This is a genomic window from Massilia sp. CT11-137 (genome assembly GCF_047302885.1).
Taxonomy (GTDB): domain Bacteria; phylum Pseudomonadota; class Gammaproteobacteria; order Burkholderiales; family Burkholderiaceae_D; genus Telluria; species Telluria orientalis.
The window spans coordinates 2086938-2103400 of sequence record NZ_JBKYMP010000001.1; the positions used below are offsets into that span (position 1 = coordinate 2086938).

General features: G+C 66.9%; 11 protein-coding genes. 8 read left to right on the plus strand and 3 right to left on the minus strand.

Translation table 11 applies throughout. The annotated features are described in order from the left end of the window. Nucleotides 1–1977: a prolyl oligopeptidase family serine peptidase gene (locus ACEN98_RS09430; protein WP_413383762.1), complete on the minus strand. Its 1977-nt coding sequence runs from the start codon at nt 1975–1977 to the stop codon at nt 1–3. A gap of 47 nt (nt 1978–2024) precedes the next feature. Next, complete coding sequence (locus ACEN98_RS09435) at nt 2025–3647, minus strand: ABC-F family ATP-binding cassette domain-containing protein (protein WP_413383764.1); 1623 nt, start codon at nt 3645–3647, stop codon at nt 2025–2027. Between the two features lie 156 nt (nt 3648–3803). Here ACEN98_RS09435 and ACEN98_RS09440 point away from each other — a divergent pair, with 156 nt between their 5' ends. After that, entirely contained in the window at nt 3804–5036 is a 1233-nt protein-coding gene (locus ACEN98_RS09440) for a nucleotide disphospho-sugar-binding domain-containing protein (RefSeq protein ID WP_413385968.1), read from the plus strand. Between the two features lie 49 nt (nt 5037–5085). After that, nucleotides 5086–5948 (plus strand): IS5 family transposase gene (locus ACEN98_RS09445; RefSeq protein WP_413381855.1). Its coding sequence is split into 2 segments (ribosomal slippage): nt 5086–5428 and nt 5428–5948, totalling 864 coding nucleotides; the frame shifts between segments, so codons are not numbered across the junction. A 17-nt stretch (nt 5949–5965) separates the two neighbouring features. Here ACEN98_RS09445 and ACEN98_RS09450 read toward each other — a convergent pair. Next, a complete protein-coding gene (locus ACEN98_RS09450) occupies nt 5966–6295 on the minus strand; it encodes a hypothetical protein (RefSeq protein ID WP_413383766.1) in 330 nt (109 codons plus the stop codon). Between the two features lie 163 nt (nt 6296–6458). On the opposite strand from ACEN98_RS09450, the gene ACEN98_RS09455 reads away from it, so the two are divergent. The 6 genes from ACEN98_RS09455 to ACEN98_RS09480 all read left to right on the plus strand — a co-directional run bounded on the left by ACEN98_RS09455 (nt 6459) and on the right by ACEN98_RS09480 (nt 16404). Further along, the gene (locus ACEN98_RS09455) at nt 6459–7538 is read left to right on the plus strand and encodes an SDR family oxidoreductase (RefSeq protein WP_413383768.1); all 1080 of its coding nucleotides are present in this window, start codon (nt 6459–6461) and stop codon (nt 7536–7538) included. Nucleotides 7539–7587: 49 nt separating this feature from the next. Beyond that, nucleotides 7588–10128 carry an excinuclease ABC subunit A gene (locus ACEN98_RS09460; protein ID WP_413383770.1) on the plus strand — a complete coding sequence of 847 codons (2541 nt, stop codon included), beginning with the start codon at nt 7588–7590 and terminating at the stop codon, nt 10126–10128. Nucleotides 10129–10239: 111 nt separating this feature from the next. Next, nucleotides 10240–13710, plus strand: coding sequence for a response regulator (locus tag ACEN98_RS09465; protein ID WP_413383773.1), 3471 nt, complete (start codon nt 10240–10242; stop codon nt 13708–13710). 8 nt (nt 13711–13718) lie between these two features. Then, complete coding sequence (locus tag ACEN98_RS09470) at nt 13719–14546, plus strand: CheR family methyltransferase (RefSeq protein ID WP_413385969.1); 828 nt, start codon at nt 13719–13721, stop codon at nt 14544–14546. Then, complete coding sequence (locus ACEN98_RS09475; RefSeq protein WP_413383775.1) at nt 14543–15175, plus strand: chemotaxis protein CheB; 633 nt, start codon at nt 14543–14545, stop codon at nt 15173–15175. The genes ACEN98_RS09470 and ACEN98_RS09475 overlap by 4 nt, the downstream gene beginning before the upstream one ends. Further along, the gene (locus tag ACEN98_RS09480) at nt 15172–16404 is read left to right on the plus strand and encodes an ATP-binding protein (protein WP_413383777.1); all 1233 of its coding nucleotides are present in this window, start codon (nt 15172–15174) and stop codon (nt 16402–16404) included. The genes ACEN98_RS09475 and ACEN98_RS09480 overlap by 4 nt, the downstream gene beginning before the upstream one ends. Nucleotides 16405–16463: the final 59 nt, after the last annotated feature.

The window sequence follows — 16463 nt, forward strand, 5'->3', positions numbered from 1 at the left end:
TTACCGCCGGCCGGGTCCGATATGCCGGTCGAGGAAGCGCTCGACGCGTTGCCAGAAATCGATCCGGTTCTTCGCCAGCGACCAGCCATGACCTTCGCCGGCGTACGTCACCCATTCGACCTGCTCGTTGCTCCGTTTGACGGCGGCATAGAATTTTTTGCCATGATACAGAGGTACGCGCTTGTCTTCGTCGCCATAGGCCAGCAGCAAGGGCTGGTGAATGCGTGATGCCTGCTGGATCGGCGAGGTTGCCTTCAACTGTTCGGCATCCTTGACCGGGTCGCCGATCAGGAATGGCATGCCGTAGCGCAGGTATCCCTCGGGATAGTCCGGCTTGGAAAACCAGGTGCCGGTGTACATCAGTTCGATGTCGGTCACCCCGATCCAATCGATGCCGCAACGGTAGAGGCCGGGGTCGTTGACGAGTCCCATCAGCGTCGCATAGCCGCCGTAGCTGGCACCCGCGATGCAGATCCGCTTGGGGTCGGCGATCCCCTGGTCGATGGCCCAGCGCGTGCCGTCGGCGATGTCGTTCTGCATGGCCAGGCCCCATTGCTTCAGGCCGGCCTCGAAATGACGCATGCCGAAACCGGTGCTGCCACGAAACTCCACCTCCAGCACGGCATAGCCGCGCGACGCGAGGAATTGCGACTCGGGATTCCAGCCCCAGCTGGCGCCGCGGATCCAGGGCCCGCCGTGCACCAGCACCACCATCGGCAGGTTCTTGCGCGTGCCGCCGGGCGGCAGCGTCAGCAGTCCGGGGATCTCGAGGCCGTCGCGCGCCTTGTACCGGACAGGTTCCTGCCGCCCCATGCGCGCGGGATCGATCTTCGGATAGGTATTGCCGACCAGTTCGAGCGTCCCGGATTGCGTGTGGTACAGGAGGTAGCGCAGCGGCTGGCGGTCGGAATAGGATTTTACGAGTACCCAAGGCACGGTGGACCTGGCCGGAGCGTCGATCATGTTGATCGCACCGGGCAGGGCCTTGTCCACTGCCGCCTGGAGCGCCGTCATCGCCGGATCGAACCAGACGTCGGCCTCGGCATCGGTGGTCAGGCGCACGCCCAGCAGCTTGCTGTTGCCGAGCAGGCTGCCGTCGAAGTCATAGCCACGCGTGACGACGACCGGCTCCTTGTTCACCGTACCGGTGGCGAAATCGAAAGTGCGCAGCGATGCCGTGTCCTCTCCGGCGTTGGCCACGACGTACAGCGTGCCATCGGGACCGAAGCCGAGCGGCGTGATCGCATCCCGGGTGCCGCGATAGGTGTCGAAGCTGGCCACCTCGCGCCACTTCCCCGTCGCCGGATCGCGATAGTGCATGACGGTCTTGATGTCGCCGTACAGCATGGCCAGTCGCGGCGCACCTTTGGCATCGAGCATGAAGGCGCTGACTTCCACATCCGGTTCGGGACCGACCTCGGCGTTGCCGGTCAATGTGTTGAGGCGGCGCAGCCGGGTACCGAAGTACTTGTCGTTTTTGTCGTACATGGGACGCGCCACGTAGATCCATTCCGAATCCTGGCTGCCGGCCTGGGAGAGGAGGAACGTGTTCCACGGCTGCGGCGAGGGTTGGCGGACGGTACGCTGTGCCAGCTGGCGGTAGTTGCTGCCATCACGGTCGACGGCGAACAGGCCGGGCGCACCGTCCTGGTCGGCGCTGGCGTATTCCGCATCGCGCACATCGAACACGAGCCTGTTGTCATTCACCCAACGGAATTGGTCAACGTCGAGATCGGCGAAGGACACGACCGCCTTGGCGTCCTTCGTTTCCAGGTCCATCACGGCAAGGAAATCGCGGAGGCCTTCGCGATTCGTGCGCATCGCCAGGTAGCGCCCGCTGGGCGACAATTGGGCCCCGCCAAACGCGTTATTGCCGAAAAAAGCGTCGACCGGTGGCGGCGTACCCTGCGCCCACGCGGGCGCGCAGATTTGCACGGCGACGCCCATGAGCAACGCGATGCTCCACCTTGACCGCATGTCCTTCTCCTTGCAAATGTATTGACATAATATTGCCAGAAGATCAGTTATTTATCGACAACGTTTTCAGCCGCATCGCCAGCGATCCACCCACCCGCCGTCCACTCGAGCCGGTGGGTGAGCGCCAGCTTCTCCAGCAAGCGCCCGTCGTGCGATACGACGACGAGCGCCCCAGGCCACGACCCCAGCATCGCTTCCAGCGCCTCCACGCTCGCGAGGTCGAGGTGGTTGGTCGGCTCGTCCAGCATCAATAGCTTCGGTGACGGCTCGCGCAGTACGGCCAGCAGCAGCGCGCCGCGCATGCGTTCGCCGCCGCTCAGCTCGCCGCTGGGCCGCAGGATGCGGTCCGGGCCCAGCCCCGCGAGCGCGAGCATCTGGCGCAGGCGGCCTGCGTCGTGCGAGGTGGGGAAATGATCCAGCAGGCTGCGTGCCGGATCGAGCATGGCCAGGTGCTGGTCCAGCAGCACGCCGGGCAGCCCGTGCACGCTGCCGGACAGCGGGGCGATCTCTCCGGCGATCGTGCGCAGCAGCGTCGATTTGCCGCAGCCGTTCGGCCCCGCAAGCGCGATGCGCGCCGCGCCCTGCACGCGCCAGTCCAGCGGCTGACGGGGACCGTGGCGCGCGACGAGCGCGTCGAACGCGAGCGCAGTCTGGCTGGGCGGGATGTCGACGTCCAGCTGCGGAAAGGCCGGCTGCTGGTGCAGCGCATCGAAGGTCGCGAACGCGCCGGCCACGCCATCCTGTAACGCCTGCCGCGCGCGCGCGTGGCGCTCGGCGCGGGCGCCGTCCGTCTGTTCGGCGCGCTGGGGCAGGGCGTTCAGCACGATCTTCGGCATGCCGCCGTCCGCCTTCGCGCGCGCGCCGCGGGCGCTCTTGCGCGCGGCGCGCTCGGCCTGGTCGCGCATTTTCTGCTCGCCCTGGCGCCGCTCGGTGCGGGCGCGTTCCAGCCGGGCGCCGACGGCGGCCAGTTCCGCCTCGCGTTGCTCCGCCACGAGCGACCATCCACCGCCATGGCGCCGCAGCCCGCCCGCGTGGACTTCCAGCGTGCGCTCGACGTGCTCCAGCAGGTCGCGGTCGTGGCTGATGAGCAGCAGGCCGCGGCCGGACTGGCGCCATGCGCGCATCCGGTCGAGCAGGAACGCGCGGTTGCCTGCATCGAGGTGGTTGCCCGGTTCGTCCAGCACGAGCAGGTCGGCGTCCGAGCAAAAGGCGCCGATCAGCGTGAGCAGCGTGTGCTGGCCGCCGGACAAGGCTTGCGGTGCGAGACGCGCATCGAGACCGGCGCCGTCCAGCATCGCCTCCCAGCGCGCTTCCAGGTCCCAGCGGTCGCCGACGAGGTCGAAGTCCTCGTCGCGTGCATCGCCTGCAGCCAGGCGGCGCAGCGCGGCCAGCGGGGCGTCGAGGCCGGCGACTTCGGCCAGGGACCGTGCGGACGTGGCCCCGGTCTGCTGGGCCACGTAGCGGATGCGTCCCGGGCGCTCGATGCGGCCGGCGGCGGGTTCGAGGTCGCCCGCGAGCACGCGCCCCAGCGTGGACTTGCCGCTGCCGTTATGGCCGATCAGGCCGACCGTCTCCGCTTGAAACGACTCGTGCAGGTTCGTGAAGAGAATGCGCCCGTCGGGCAGGACGATGTCGACCCCGTGCAGGGCCGCGAGATAGGGATGCGCCATGAGGAACTCCTGAATGCCAAGGAAAGCCGGAAGGTTTCGAGGCCGTCGCGTTGCGAACGGCGGGCATTACAGGCGCATGGGTAGAATCTCCTGATAAACGAACTCATATTCTAGCAGGAGCTCCGCATCGAACCTCAACACTACGTCGTCGTCACGATCGGCTCGGCCGGCGATCTGTTCCCGTTCCTCGCGCTGGCGCTCGCGCTGCGTGCCCGCGGCCACCGCGTGAGCTTCCTCGCGCCCGAGCAGCACGGCCCGTGGGTGCGCCCGACCGGCCTGCCGTTCACGGGCCTGCCCGCCGACGAGGCGGTGCTGCGCGATCCCGACCTGTGGCACCCGACGCGCGGCTTCGGCGTCGTGTGGCGCGCGACGCGGCCCGCGATGGCGCGCATCGTGCCCTTCGTCGCGGCGCTGCCGCAGCATGAATCCTGCACGCTGCTCGTGCATCCGCTCGCGCTGCCGGAAGCAGACCTGTGCCGCGCGGTGCATCCCGGTGTGAAGGTCGCGGCCGCCTACCTCGCGCCGGCGAACCTGATGACGGTGCATGATCCGCTGCTGGTGGGCCCGTGGCGCGTGCCGGCGTGGGTGCCGCTGGCCGCACGCCGCGCGTTCTGGCGCTGGGTGGGCCGGCGCTTCATCGATCCCGTCGCGCTGGCGGACGTGAACGCGGCGCGCACGGCGCACGGCTTGACACCGGTGCCGTCGCTGATGGACTGGATCGCGTCCGTGCCCGACCTGTCGCTGACGCTGTTCCCCGACTGGTTCGCGCCCACGCAGCCCGACTGGCCGCAACCGCTGGTGCGCGGCGATTTTCCCTTGTTCGATCCGAATGCGGATGCGACGCTCGCCGCCGACTTGCAAGCGTTCCTGCAGGCCGGCCCGGCCCCGCTGGTGTTCACGCACGGTACCGGCAACACGCAGGCGACCGCGTACTTCCGCCATGCGTGTGCGGCCGCCACGCGCCTGGGCCGGCGCGCCGTGTTCCTCACGCCGCACCGCGACCAGGTGCCGGCCGACCTGCCGCCCACGATGCTGTGGCAGGACTACGTGCCGCTGCGGGCCCTGCTGCCGCAGGCGGCGGCGCTCGTCCACCACGGCGGTATCGGCACGACGGCGGAGGCGCTGCGCGCGGGGACGCCGCAGCTCGTCGTGCCGCTGGCGCACGACCAGTTCGACAATGGCGCGCGCGTGACGGCGCTCGGCGTCGGCGCGAGCCTGCCGGCGGGGCGGCTGGACGAACGGCGGCTCGTGCGCGCGCTGGGCGGCCTGCTGGCCGTGTCCGGTCTCGACGAACGGACGCGGGCGGTCACCCGCCGATTCGAGCCGGGCGCGGGAATCGACGGGATGTGCGAAGCGCTGGAGTTCAGTCCTTCCTTCAGGGCCGACTAGGGTCTGTCTGACTGAGTGAACGAAATTTTGTTTGGTTGGTCAGATGGCGATGAGCCGAACTGATCTAACTGAACAGCAATGGCGGCAGCTGGAGCCACATTTGCCGCCCAATCCACGTCACGGTCATGCGTATGTCGGGCATCGACATGTGATCAACGGGATCTTGTGGCGATTGCGAACTGGCGCGCCCTGGCGCGACATTCCGCCTCGCTACGGTCCCTGGCAGACCTGCTACGACAGGTTTGTGCGCTGGTCGCGCAACGGTACATGGCACCGCCTTCTCAAGATCATGCAAGCGGCAGCGGATGCGTCTGGCCGCATCGACTGGGATGGCGCTGCGCTTGACGCGACCCATGTGAAGGCGCAACGAAGTGCGGCCGGCGCCCGGAAGACGCTTCCTTCGTCAGAAAAAAGGGGGATGTAACTGACGAGTGGCTGGGACATTCGCGTGGTGGCCTCACCAGCAAAATCCATCTCTGCGTAGACGGGCATGGCTTGCCTTTATCTTTCGTAGTCACAGCCGGGCAATGCAGCGACGCGGCGAACATCGGCACCGTCCTTGATGCCATCTCCGTGCCCCGATCGGGACGAGGGCGTCCGCGCAAACGCCCGACGTGCCTACGTGTCGACCGGGCATATGGCGCGCGTCATTATCGGCGAGAGATCCAGCAGCGGGGAATTCGCTGCGTCTGCCCGGAACGACTCGATGCACAGAAAAACCGGCTGCGCAAAGGGCGTCGGGGCGGATCGCCACCGCGCTTCGACGCTGAAGCGTACAAGGGGCGTAACGTCGTCGAGCGCGCCATCAACCGATTAAAAGACTTCCGCGCCGTCGCAACGCGATACGATAAACGCGGCCATAACTTCTTCACCGCCGTGCTTGTGGCGACAATTGTTTTATGGCTGCTCTGAGGTCAGTCAGACACGCCCTAGTCAGCTTCGCGCAGCCACGACGTCGATTTGCCGCGGGCAACGGTGAGGCTTTCCGCCGGCGCGCTCGGCGTGGGAGGGCTGAGGCTGCGATCCAGCTCTCCAGGATCCGCCTGCGCCCTGGCGGGCTTGCCGGACATATAGGACTTCACCCCAACCGAACACCGGTAGCACACCGCGCCCGTCGCAATGATGATCGCGCTGAGCGTGATCGCGAGGCCGTCCGGACGGCCGGCGACGACCAGGATACAGGCGAGCACGATGATGTCGAGACAGACAACATAGTTGAAACGGTTGGGGATATCAGGATCGACTTTTTTTACCGACATGCGAACTTCCGGAAAACCTTGCAAGCCTAGGCATTCTATCATCTATTATTTCCGCGTGGAAATATCATGAGCCGGGTTCAGTCAGATAGATTGTGGCCAACGGCGCGACGCGCTTTCCTGAAGCAGGCAAAAATGGTGGTTGCCATCGACAAGGAGAAGCGGCATGACAAGAAGCGCACTCGTCGTGGGCGCCAGCGGGATCGGCGGCCATGCCACGGCACGGGAACTGCTGGCCCACGGCTGGACCGTGTACGGCCTCGCGCGCCGCCCGCCCGCCGACCTGCCGGGCCTGATCCCCGTGCCGGCCGACCTGATGGATCCGGAACGGCTCGGCGCAGCGCTCGCCACGGCATTTGGCGACGGTGGCCCGACGCACGTCTTCATCACGACATGGATGCGCCAGGACAGCGAAGCGGAAAACATCCGCGTCAACGCCGCGCTCGTGCGCAACCTGCTCGATGCGCTCGGCTCGCGCAAGACGCTGCGCCACGTGGCGCTGGTGACGGGCCTTAAGCATTACCTCGGCCCGTTCGAGGCGTACGCCAGTGCCGGCACCTTGCCCGACACGCCGCTGCGCGAATCGCAGCCGCGCCTGCCCCTCGACAATTTTTATTACGCGCAAGAAGACGAGGTGGTTGCGGCGGCCGCCCGCGACCGCTTCACGTGGACCGTGCACCGGCCCCACACGGTCATCGGCATGGCGGTCGGCAATGCGATGAACCTGGGCACGACCCTGGCCGTGTACGCGTCGATCTGCAAGGCGACGGGCCGGCCGTTCCGCTTCCCCGGTTCGCAGGCGCAGTGGGAAGGCCTGTCCGACGTGACGGATGCGCGCATGCTCGCGCGGCAGTTGCGCTGGGCCGCCGACCACGACGCCGCGCGCAACGAGGCCTTCAACATCACGAACGGCGACTACTTCCGCTGGAGCTGGCTGTGGCGCCGGCTCGCCGCATGGTTCGGCGTGCAGGCGGCCGGTTTCGAGGGCGAGATCCGGCCGCTGGAGGCCGAGATGGCCAACGACCACGCCGTCTGGCGCGAGATCGCCACGCGCCACAAGCTCGTCGAGGCGGACCTGAACCGGCTCGTGTCGCCGTGGCACACGGACCTCGACCTCGGCCGTCCCATCGAAGTGATGACGGACATGGCGAACAGCCGCCGGCTCGGCTTTGCCGCGTGGCAGTCGACCGAGGATTCGTTCTACGACCTGTTTGCCGAGTTGCGGGCGCGGATGCTGATTCCGTGATCGTGGGCCAGCGCACGGACTGCCGTGTTCGCATGTGCTTGAATGAGGCATGCGCGACCCATTAACGAAGACAGGCTACGTGCGCGTGCGCGGCGCGCGCGAGCACAATCTGAAGAACGTCGACCTCGACATCCCGCGCGACGCGCTCGTCGTGTTCACGGGCGTGTCCGGCTCGGGCAAGTCGTCCCTCGCATTCGGGACCCTCTATGCGGAAGCGCAGCGGCGCTACCTGGAATCCGTCTCGCCCTACGCGCGCCGGCTGTTCCACCAGATGCCGGTGCCGGAAGTGGACGACATCGACGGCCTGCCGCCCGCCGTCGCCCTGCAGCAGCAGCGCGGCACGCCGACGACGCGGTCCTCGGTCGGCAGCGTCTCCACATTGTCGAACTCACTGCGCATGCTGTACTCGCGTGCCGGCGATTATCCGCCCGGCCAGGAGCTGCTGTACGCCGAATCGTTCTCGCCCAACACGGCGGAAGGCGCGTGTCCGCAATGCTCGGGACTTGGGCGCGTGTACGACGCGACGGAAGCGTCGATGGTGCCGGACGACAGCCTGACCATCCGCGAGCGCGCCGTCGCCGCGTGGCCGCCCGCGTGGCACGGGCAGAACCTGCGCGACATCCTCGTCACCATGGGCTACGACGTCGACACGCCGTGGCGCGACCTGCCCAGGAAGGACCGCGACTGGATCCTGTTCACGGACGAGACGCCCACCGTGCCCGTGTACGCGGGCCTGACGCCGGAGGAAACGCGCCGCGCCCTCAAGCGCAAGGAGACGCCCAGCTACCAGGGCACGTTCAGCGGCGCGCGCCGCTACGTGCTGCAGACGTTCGCGAACACGGAAAGCGCGTCGATGAAGAAGCGCGTGGCGCGCTACATGGTCAGCACGGAATGCCCGCTGTGCCAGGGCCGCCGCCTGCGCCAGGAAGCCTTGTCCGTGACGTTTGCCGGCATGGACATCATGACCTTGTCGCGCGTCCCGCTGGAACGCCTGGCGCAGATGCTGCGTCCTTACGCGGACGGCACGGCACCCAGGCGCGCCGATAAGCATCCGGAGCAGCTGATCGTCACGCAGCGCATCGCCGCGGACCTGTGCGCGCGGCTCGACACGATGCTCGCGCTTGGCCTGGGCTACCTCGCGCTGGAACGCAGCACGCCGACCCTGTCGCCGGGAGAATTGCAGCGCCTGCGCCTTGCCACGCAGGTGCGCTCGAACCTGTTCGGCGTCGTGTACGTGCTGGACGAGCCGTCGGCCGGCCTGCATCCGGCCGACACGGAAGCGCTGCTGGACGCGCTCGCGCGCCTGAAGGCGGCCGGCAACTCGCTGTTCGTCGTCGAGCACGCGCTGGACGTGATCCGGCACGCGGACTGGATCGTCGACGTCGGCCCGCAAGCGGGCGAGCAAGGCGGGCAGGTTCTCTATAGCGGCCCGCCCGATGGCCTGCGCGACGTGAAGGGCTCGCACACGCGGCGCTATCTGTTCACGGATGCGCAGGACGCCGTGCGCGCGCCGGCACGGACCCCGCGCGAGCCGGCCGGGTGGCTGCGGCTGGAAGGCGTCACGCGCAACAACCTGCACGATCTCGCCGTCCGCTTCCCGCTCGGCGTGATGACGGGCGTGACGGGCGTCTCCGGCTCCGGCAAGTCGACGCTCGTGAGCCAGGTGCTCGTCGATCTCGTCGGCGCGGCGCTGGGAGAGGGGCAAGGACGAGGCGGGGCCGACGACGGGACGGAGGAGGGCATGGACCTGGAGCGCGAGGCCGACATCCCGACCGTGGGCCACATCGCGGGGGGGCCCATGCACGGCATCCGTCGCCTCGTGCGCGTGGACCAGAGGCCGATCGGCCGCACGCCCCGGTCGAACCTCGCCACGTACACGGGCCTGTTCGACCAGGTGAGAAAACTGTTCGCGGCGACGCCGGCCGCGAAGAAGCGCCGCTACGACGCCGGCCGGTTCTCGTTCAACGTGGCCAAGGGCCGCTGCGAACATTGCGCGGGCGAGGGCTTCGTGATGGTCGAGCTGCTGTTCCTGCCGAGCGTGTACGCGCCTTGTCCCACGTGCGGCGGCGCACGCTACAACGCCGACACGCTGGCGATCCGCTACAACGACCGCAACGTCGCGGACGTGCTGGGCATGACGGTCGACGAGGCGCATGCGTTCTTCGCGGACGAGGAAGCCGTCGCGCGGCCGCTCTCCGTGCTGCGCGAGGTGGGGCTCGGTTATCTGCGGCTGGGGCAGAGCGCGACGGAGCTCTCGGGCGGCGAGGCGCAGCGCATCAAGCTGGCGACGGAGCTGCAGCGCGCCGGCCGCGGCGGGACGCTGTACGTCCTGGACGAGCCGACGACGGGCCTGCACCCGCTCGACGCCGACCGCCTGCTGGCCCAGCTCGACCGTCTCGTCGATGCGGGCAACACCGTCATCATGGTCGAGCACACGATGCGCGTGGTGGCTGCCTGCGACTGGGTGATCGACATCGGTCCCGGCGCGGGCGAGGCAGGCGGCAAGGTGGTGGCGGAAGGGCCGCCGGCGCAAGTCGCGCGGGCGAAGGGCAGCCGCACCGCCCCGTATCTTCGGCGATCCCTGCCGTAAATACGCCGCAACGCCGTCGACTTGACAAAAAGTCACGCTCAAGCGAACGCCTCCGTTTCTTCGCTTGCGTTACACTTGGGATATTTTTTTTCACAAGAGTAACCACACAGCATGCCCGGTTCGAGTATCGATAGTGACCAATTCCGCCGGATCCTGTCGCGCAACGTCGCCATGCCGCTGGGCATGGGCGTGCTCAGCGCGCTCGTCTTCGTCGGTATCATCGCCTACCTCATCAATGTCCTGAGCTGGGTCGAGCATTCCGAGCACGTGATCGGCCGCGCCAACGAGGTCAGCCGCCTGTCGTCCGACATGGAGGCCGGCATGCGCGGCTACGTGCTGTCCGGCGACGACGATTTCCTGGCGCCTTACCTGACGGCCAAGCCGCGCATGGATGCCGAGCTGAAGAACCTCGAGCGGCTCGTCGACGACAACCGGGCGCAGCTCGACCGCATCGAGCGGGTGCGCGCGGCGCAGCTCCAATGGCAGGCGTTCGCCGAAGAGATGATCGGCCTGCGCGGCAAGAAGAGCGACTTCGTCGAGATCATCCAGAACATCAAGGCCGGCCGCGGCAAGATCCTGACCGACCAGGTCCGGCGCGAGTTCCTCGATTTCATCCTGGAAGAACAACGCATCCTGCAGGAACGGAACGCCACGTCGCGTTCCGTGATCGCGTGGTCCGTCGCCGCCTTCCTCGCGTTCAGCCTGATCGTCGCCGGCCTGCTCGCCGTGTTCGGCCGGCGCGACCTGCAGGCGCTGTCCAAATCGTACGGCGACATCCTGCAGCACGAGGAAGACCACAATACCCAGCTGACGCAACAGGCGTGGCTGCGCTCGGGCCAGACGGAACTGGTCGGGAAGACGACGGGCATCATCAGCCTGGAAACGCTGGCCGACGCCGTGTTGAACTATGTGGCGAACTACCTGAACGGCGTCGTGGCCGCGATGTACGTGCGCGCCGATGACGGTACGTTGACCCGCATCGGCGCCTACGGGTTCGCGCATGCGGACACGGACCGCGCGCGCATCGTGCATCCGACCGAGTCGCTGGCCGCGCAGGCCGCCGACCAGAACCGCATCGTCACCTTGCGCGACCTGCCGCCGGACTACATCAAGGTCGGCTCGGCGCTGGGCGAGACGGCGCCGCGCGAACTCCTGATCGCGCCCGTGTCGAACTTCGGCAAGATCAAGGGCGTCATCGAGATCGGCTTCCTGCACCCCGTGCGCGAGCGCGACGTCCAGTTCATGGAGACGATCGCCGCGTCGGTCGGCGCCGCCGTCGCCAACGTGCTGCACCGCCAGCGCCTGCAGGCCGCGCTGGAAGAGCAGCAGGCCCTGAACGAGGAACTGCAGGTGCAGCAGGAAGAACTGCGCACGGCGAACGAAGAGCTGGAAGAGCAGTCGCGCGCGCTGGAGGAATCGCAGTCGGCGCTGGAAAACCAGCAGGCCGAGCTGGAGCAGACGAACGAACAGCTGGCCGAGCAGGCCGCCAACCTCGACACCAAGAACAGCGCGCTGGTGCAGGCCCAGGAGCAGTTGCGCGAGCGGGCGCTGGAGCTGGAGCGCGCGAGCCGCTACAAGTCCGAGTTCCTCGCGAACATGTCGCACGAACTGCGCACGCCGCTGAACTCGTCGCTGATCCTGGCGAAACTGCTGGCCGACAATGCGGCGGGCAATTTGAACGACGAGCAGGTGCGCTTCGCCCAGACGATTTATTCGGCGGGCAATGATCTGCTGAACCTGATCAACGACATCCTCGACATCTCGAAGGTCGAGGCCGGCAAGCTGGAGCTCGTGCCGGAAGACTTGCCGCTGCGCCGCGTCATCGAGGGCCTGGCCCGCGTGTTCGAACCGCTGGCGCGCCAGAAGCACCTGGACTTCAGCCTGACGGTCGAGCCGGACGTGCCGATCAGCATCCACACGGACCGCCAGCGCCTGGAACAGATCCTCAAGAACCTGCTGTCGAACGCCGTCAAGTTCACGGACAAGGGCAAGGTGCATCTCACCGTGAGCGCCAACACGGATGGCTGGATCCAGTTCACCGTGCAGGATTCCGGCATCGGCATCGCGCCCGAGCAGCAGGATAAAATCTTCGACGCGTTCCACCAGGCCGACGGCTCCACCGCCCGCAAGTACGGCGGCACCGGCTTGGGCCTGTCCATCTCGCGCGACCTGACCGCCTTGCTGGGCGGCACCCTGACGCTCACGAGCGCGCCGGGCGAAGGCAGTACATTCGTCCTGAGCCTGCCGCGCAACGGCACCGTCGCCGCGACGCCGCCCGTGCTCCCGCCGGCGCAGCCGCCCGTGCGGGCACCCTTGCCGGAACCTGAGCCGGTGGCACCCGCGCAGGGCCTGGCGTTGCCGGCGTTCGCCGACGACCGCGCCCAGCCCGCCGCCGGCGTGCGCACCGTGCTCGTGATCGAGGACGAGCCGGAATTCGCACGTATCCTGTACGGCCTCGCGCACGACATGGAATTCCGCTGCCTCGTCGCGCTGACGGCGCAGGAAGGCCTGGAACTGGCGACGAACGAGAGTCCCGACGCGATCCTGCTCGACATCCGCCTGCCGGACGGCTCCGGCCTGTCCGTGCTGCAACAGCTGAAGGACAATCCGGGCACGCGCCACATCCCCGTCCACGTCGTCTCGAGCCAGGAGAACGGCGGCGAGGCGCTGCACCTGGGCGCGATCGGCTATGCACTGAAACCGACGTCGCGCGAGCAGCTGGAAGACGTGTTCCGCAAGCTGAAGGACAAGTCGTCGCAGGAAATGAAACGCGTGCTGCTCGTGGAAGACGACGAACGCCAGCGCGACAGCGTCGTGCAATTGATTTCCGATACGGACGTCGAGATCGCGGCCGTCGGGTCCGGCACGGATGCGCTGGACCTGTTGCGCACGCAGACGTTCGATTGCATGATCATCGACTTGAAGCTGCCGGACATGCAGGGTAACGAATTGCTCAAGCGTATGTCTCTGGAAGAACTGTGTTCGTTCCCGCCCGTCATCGTGTACACGGGACGCAATTTGACGCGCGACGAGGAAGCGGAACTGCTGAAATATTCGCGCTCGATTATCATCAAGGGTGCGCGCTCGCCGGAGCGCCTGCTGGACGAGGTCACGCTGTTCTTGCACAAGGTGGAATCGGAACTGTCGTCGGAACGCCAGTCGATGCTCAAGACGGTGCGCGGACGCGACCGCGTGTTCGAAGGCCGCACGATCCTGCTCGTGGACGATGACGTGCGCAATGTGTTCGCGTTGACCAGCGCCCTGGAACAACGCGGCGCCAGGGTGGAGGTGGGCCGCAATGGGTATGAAGCCATTGCCAAGCTCGATGAACATGAGTCGATCGACCTGGTCCTGATGGACGTGATGATGCCGGGCATGGACGGACTGGAAGCGACGCGCCGCATCCGTCAGGACAAGCGCTTCGCGCGCCTCCCGATCATTGCGATCACGGCGAAGGCAATGAAGGACGACCAGGAACAATGCCTGGCCGCCGGCGCCAATGACTATCTCGCCAAGCCGATCGACCTGACCCGGCTGTACTCGCTGCTGCGCGTGTGGATGCCGACGCTGGAGCGCATTTGAAAAAGACGATGCACAGCCTGCCGAGCGACGACATCGAGTTGCGGATGCTGGTCGAGGCTGTCTACCTCAAGTACAACTACGATTTCCGCGACTACACCGGCGCCTCGCAAAAGCGCCGCGTGCTCGCCGCGCTGCGCGCAATGGAATGCGAAACGATCTCGGCTTTGCAGGCGCGCGTCATGCACGACTCCGCCGCGTTCGCGCAGCTATTGCAGTTTTTGACCATCCCGGTGACGGAAATGTTCCGCGACCCGGATTATTATCTGGCTGTACGCCGGCTCGTCGTGCCGTTCCTGAAGACGTACCCGTCGCTGAACGTGTGGGTGGCCGGCTGCAGCACGGGCGAGGAAGTGGTTTCGCTCGCGATCCTGCTGCACGAGGAGGGCCTGCTGGAGCGCACGCAGATGTACGCGACCGACATCAATCCGGAGTCGCTGGAAGCGGCACGACGCGGCGTGATGCCGCTGGATAAGATGCGCGTGTACACGGAAAATTACCAGAAGGCGGGCGGCACGCGCGCGTTTTCCGATTACTACACGGCCGCGTACGGCGGGGCGCTGTTCGACCGCGCGCTCGTCGAGAACGTCACGTTCGCGGACCACAGCCTCGCCACGGACAGCGTGTTCGCGGAGACGCACTTCATCAGCTGCCGCAACGTGATGATCTACTTTAACCGGCGCCTGCAGAACCGGGTGCTGGGCCTGTTCCACGAATCGCTGTGCCACCGCGGCTTCCTCGGCCTCGGCAGCAAGGAAAGCATCGACTTTTCCACGTACGCCCAGCAATTCGAAGCGCTCGCGAAGCGGGAACGGGTGTTCCGCAAGGTGGCGTCATGAGTTCCGCCGTCGACCCCATTCCGCAGGAGGGCGCAATGCGCGCCGCGCTGCGCGGACGGCGCTTCGAAGCCGTCGTGATCGGCGGCTCGGCCGGCGGCGTGGATGCGCTCGTCGCGCTGCTGCCCGCCATTCCGGCCGGCTATACCTTGCCCGTGTTCTGCATCCTGCACATGCCAGGCGACCGCGCAAGCCGCCTGGCCGAGCTGTTCGACGAGCGCCTGCCGGTGCGCGTGAAGGAAGCGGCCGACAAGGAAGAGATCGTGCCCGGCACCGTGTACTTCGCCGGACCGGGCTACCATCTGTCCGTCGAACGCGACCGCACGTTTTCGATCAGTTGCGAGCCGCCCGTGCACTTCGCGCGGCCCGCGATCGACGTGCTGATGGAGTCCAGCGCGGACGCCTACGGTCCGGCCCTGGCCGGCATCCTGCTCACGGGCGCGAACCACGACGGCGCCGACGGCATGGCCCGCATCCGCGCGCGCGGCGGCTTCACCGTCGTGCAGGATCCCGCCGACGCCCAGGTGCCCACGATGCCCGTGACCGCCATCAACCGCTGCAAACCGAACCTGATATTGCCTCTGGCGCGCATCCACGCCTTGTTGCCCATGTTGGAGATGAATGAACCATGAGCGCACACGACCCCAGTAAATTACTGATCGTCGACGACCTGCCGGAAAACCTGCGCGCCCTCGACGCGCTGATCCGCGACGAGCAGCGCCTCGTGTTCCAGGCCCAGTCCGGCGAGGAAGCCCTGTCCCTGATGCTCGAACACGATTTCGCGCTGGCCATCCTCGACGTGCAGATGCCCGGCATGGACGGCTTCGAACTCGCCGAGCTGATGCGCTCCACCTCGCGCACCCGCAACATCCCGATCGTGTTCGTGTCCGCCGCCGGCCGCGAGCTGAACTATGCATTCAAGGGCTATGAGACGGGCGCCGTCGATTTTCTCTATAAACCGCTGGACCCGGACGCCGTGCGCAGCAAGGTGCACGTGTTCGTCACGCTGGACCAGCAGCGGCGCGAAATGCAGCGCCAGATGGAAGCGCTGGAGGCGGCGCGGCGCGAGCAGGAGGTGCTGCTGGGCGAGCTGAACGCGACGCAGGCCGAGCTGCAGCGCTCGCTGCGCATGCGCGACGAATTCATGTCCCTCGTCGCGCACGAACTGCGCACGCCACTCAACACGCTGTTCCTGGAAACCCAAATGCGCAGCCTGCAACTGAAGCGGGGCAATTTGCCGGCGTTCAATCCGGACCAGATGAACAACATGATCAAGCGCGACGAGCGCCAGATCAAGGCGATGATCCGCCTGATCGACGACATGCTCGACGTCTCGCGCATGAAGAGCGGCACCTTGTCGATCCGCCCGGCGAAGGTCGAGCTGATGGCCCTGCTGGAACGCGTGGTGAACGATTTGTCGTTGCAGGCCGCGGCGGCCGGCGCCAACGTCGTGCTGGCGCCGCATCACCCGGTCGAAGGGTTCTGGGACGAGTTCCGCATCGAACAGGTCGTCGTCAACCTGCTGACCAACGCGATGCGCTACGGTGGCGGCGGCGCAGTGGAAGTCAGCGTGCATAAGGAAGAGCTGCAAGACGGCGGCTGCAACGTCCGTATCGCCGTGCGCGACCACGGCAAGGGGATTGCGCCCGACTATATCGAACGTATCTTCGAACCGTACGAGCGTGGCGCGAAAAGCGGCGAGCCGAAGGGCCTCGGCCTGGGCCTGTACATCTCGCGTCAGCTGGCCGTCTCGCACGGCGGCCAGTTGACCGTCGAGAGCACGCCGGGGCAGGGGGCGACGTTCAGCCTCACGCTGCCGTGCATGGAGACGGCGCTGCAAGCGGCGGCAGCGCCGGCCTGATCCTTTGGTCGCCAATGTTCCCGATAGGCACCGGCTATCGCGCTACGATAGCTAAAATC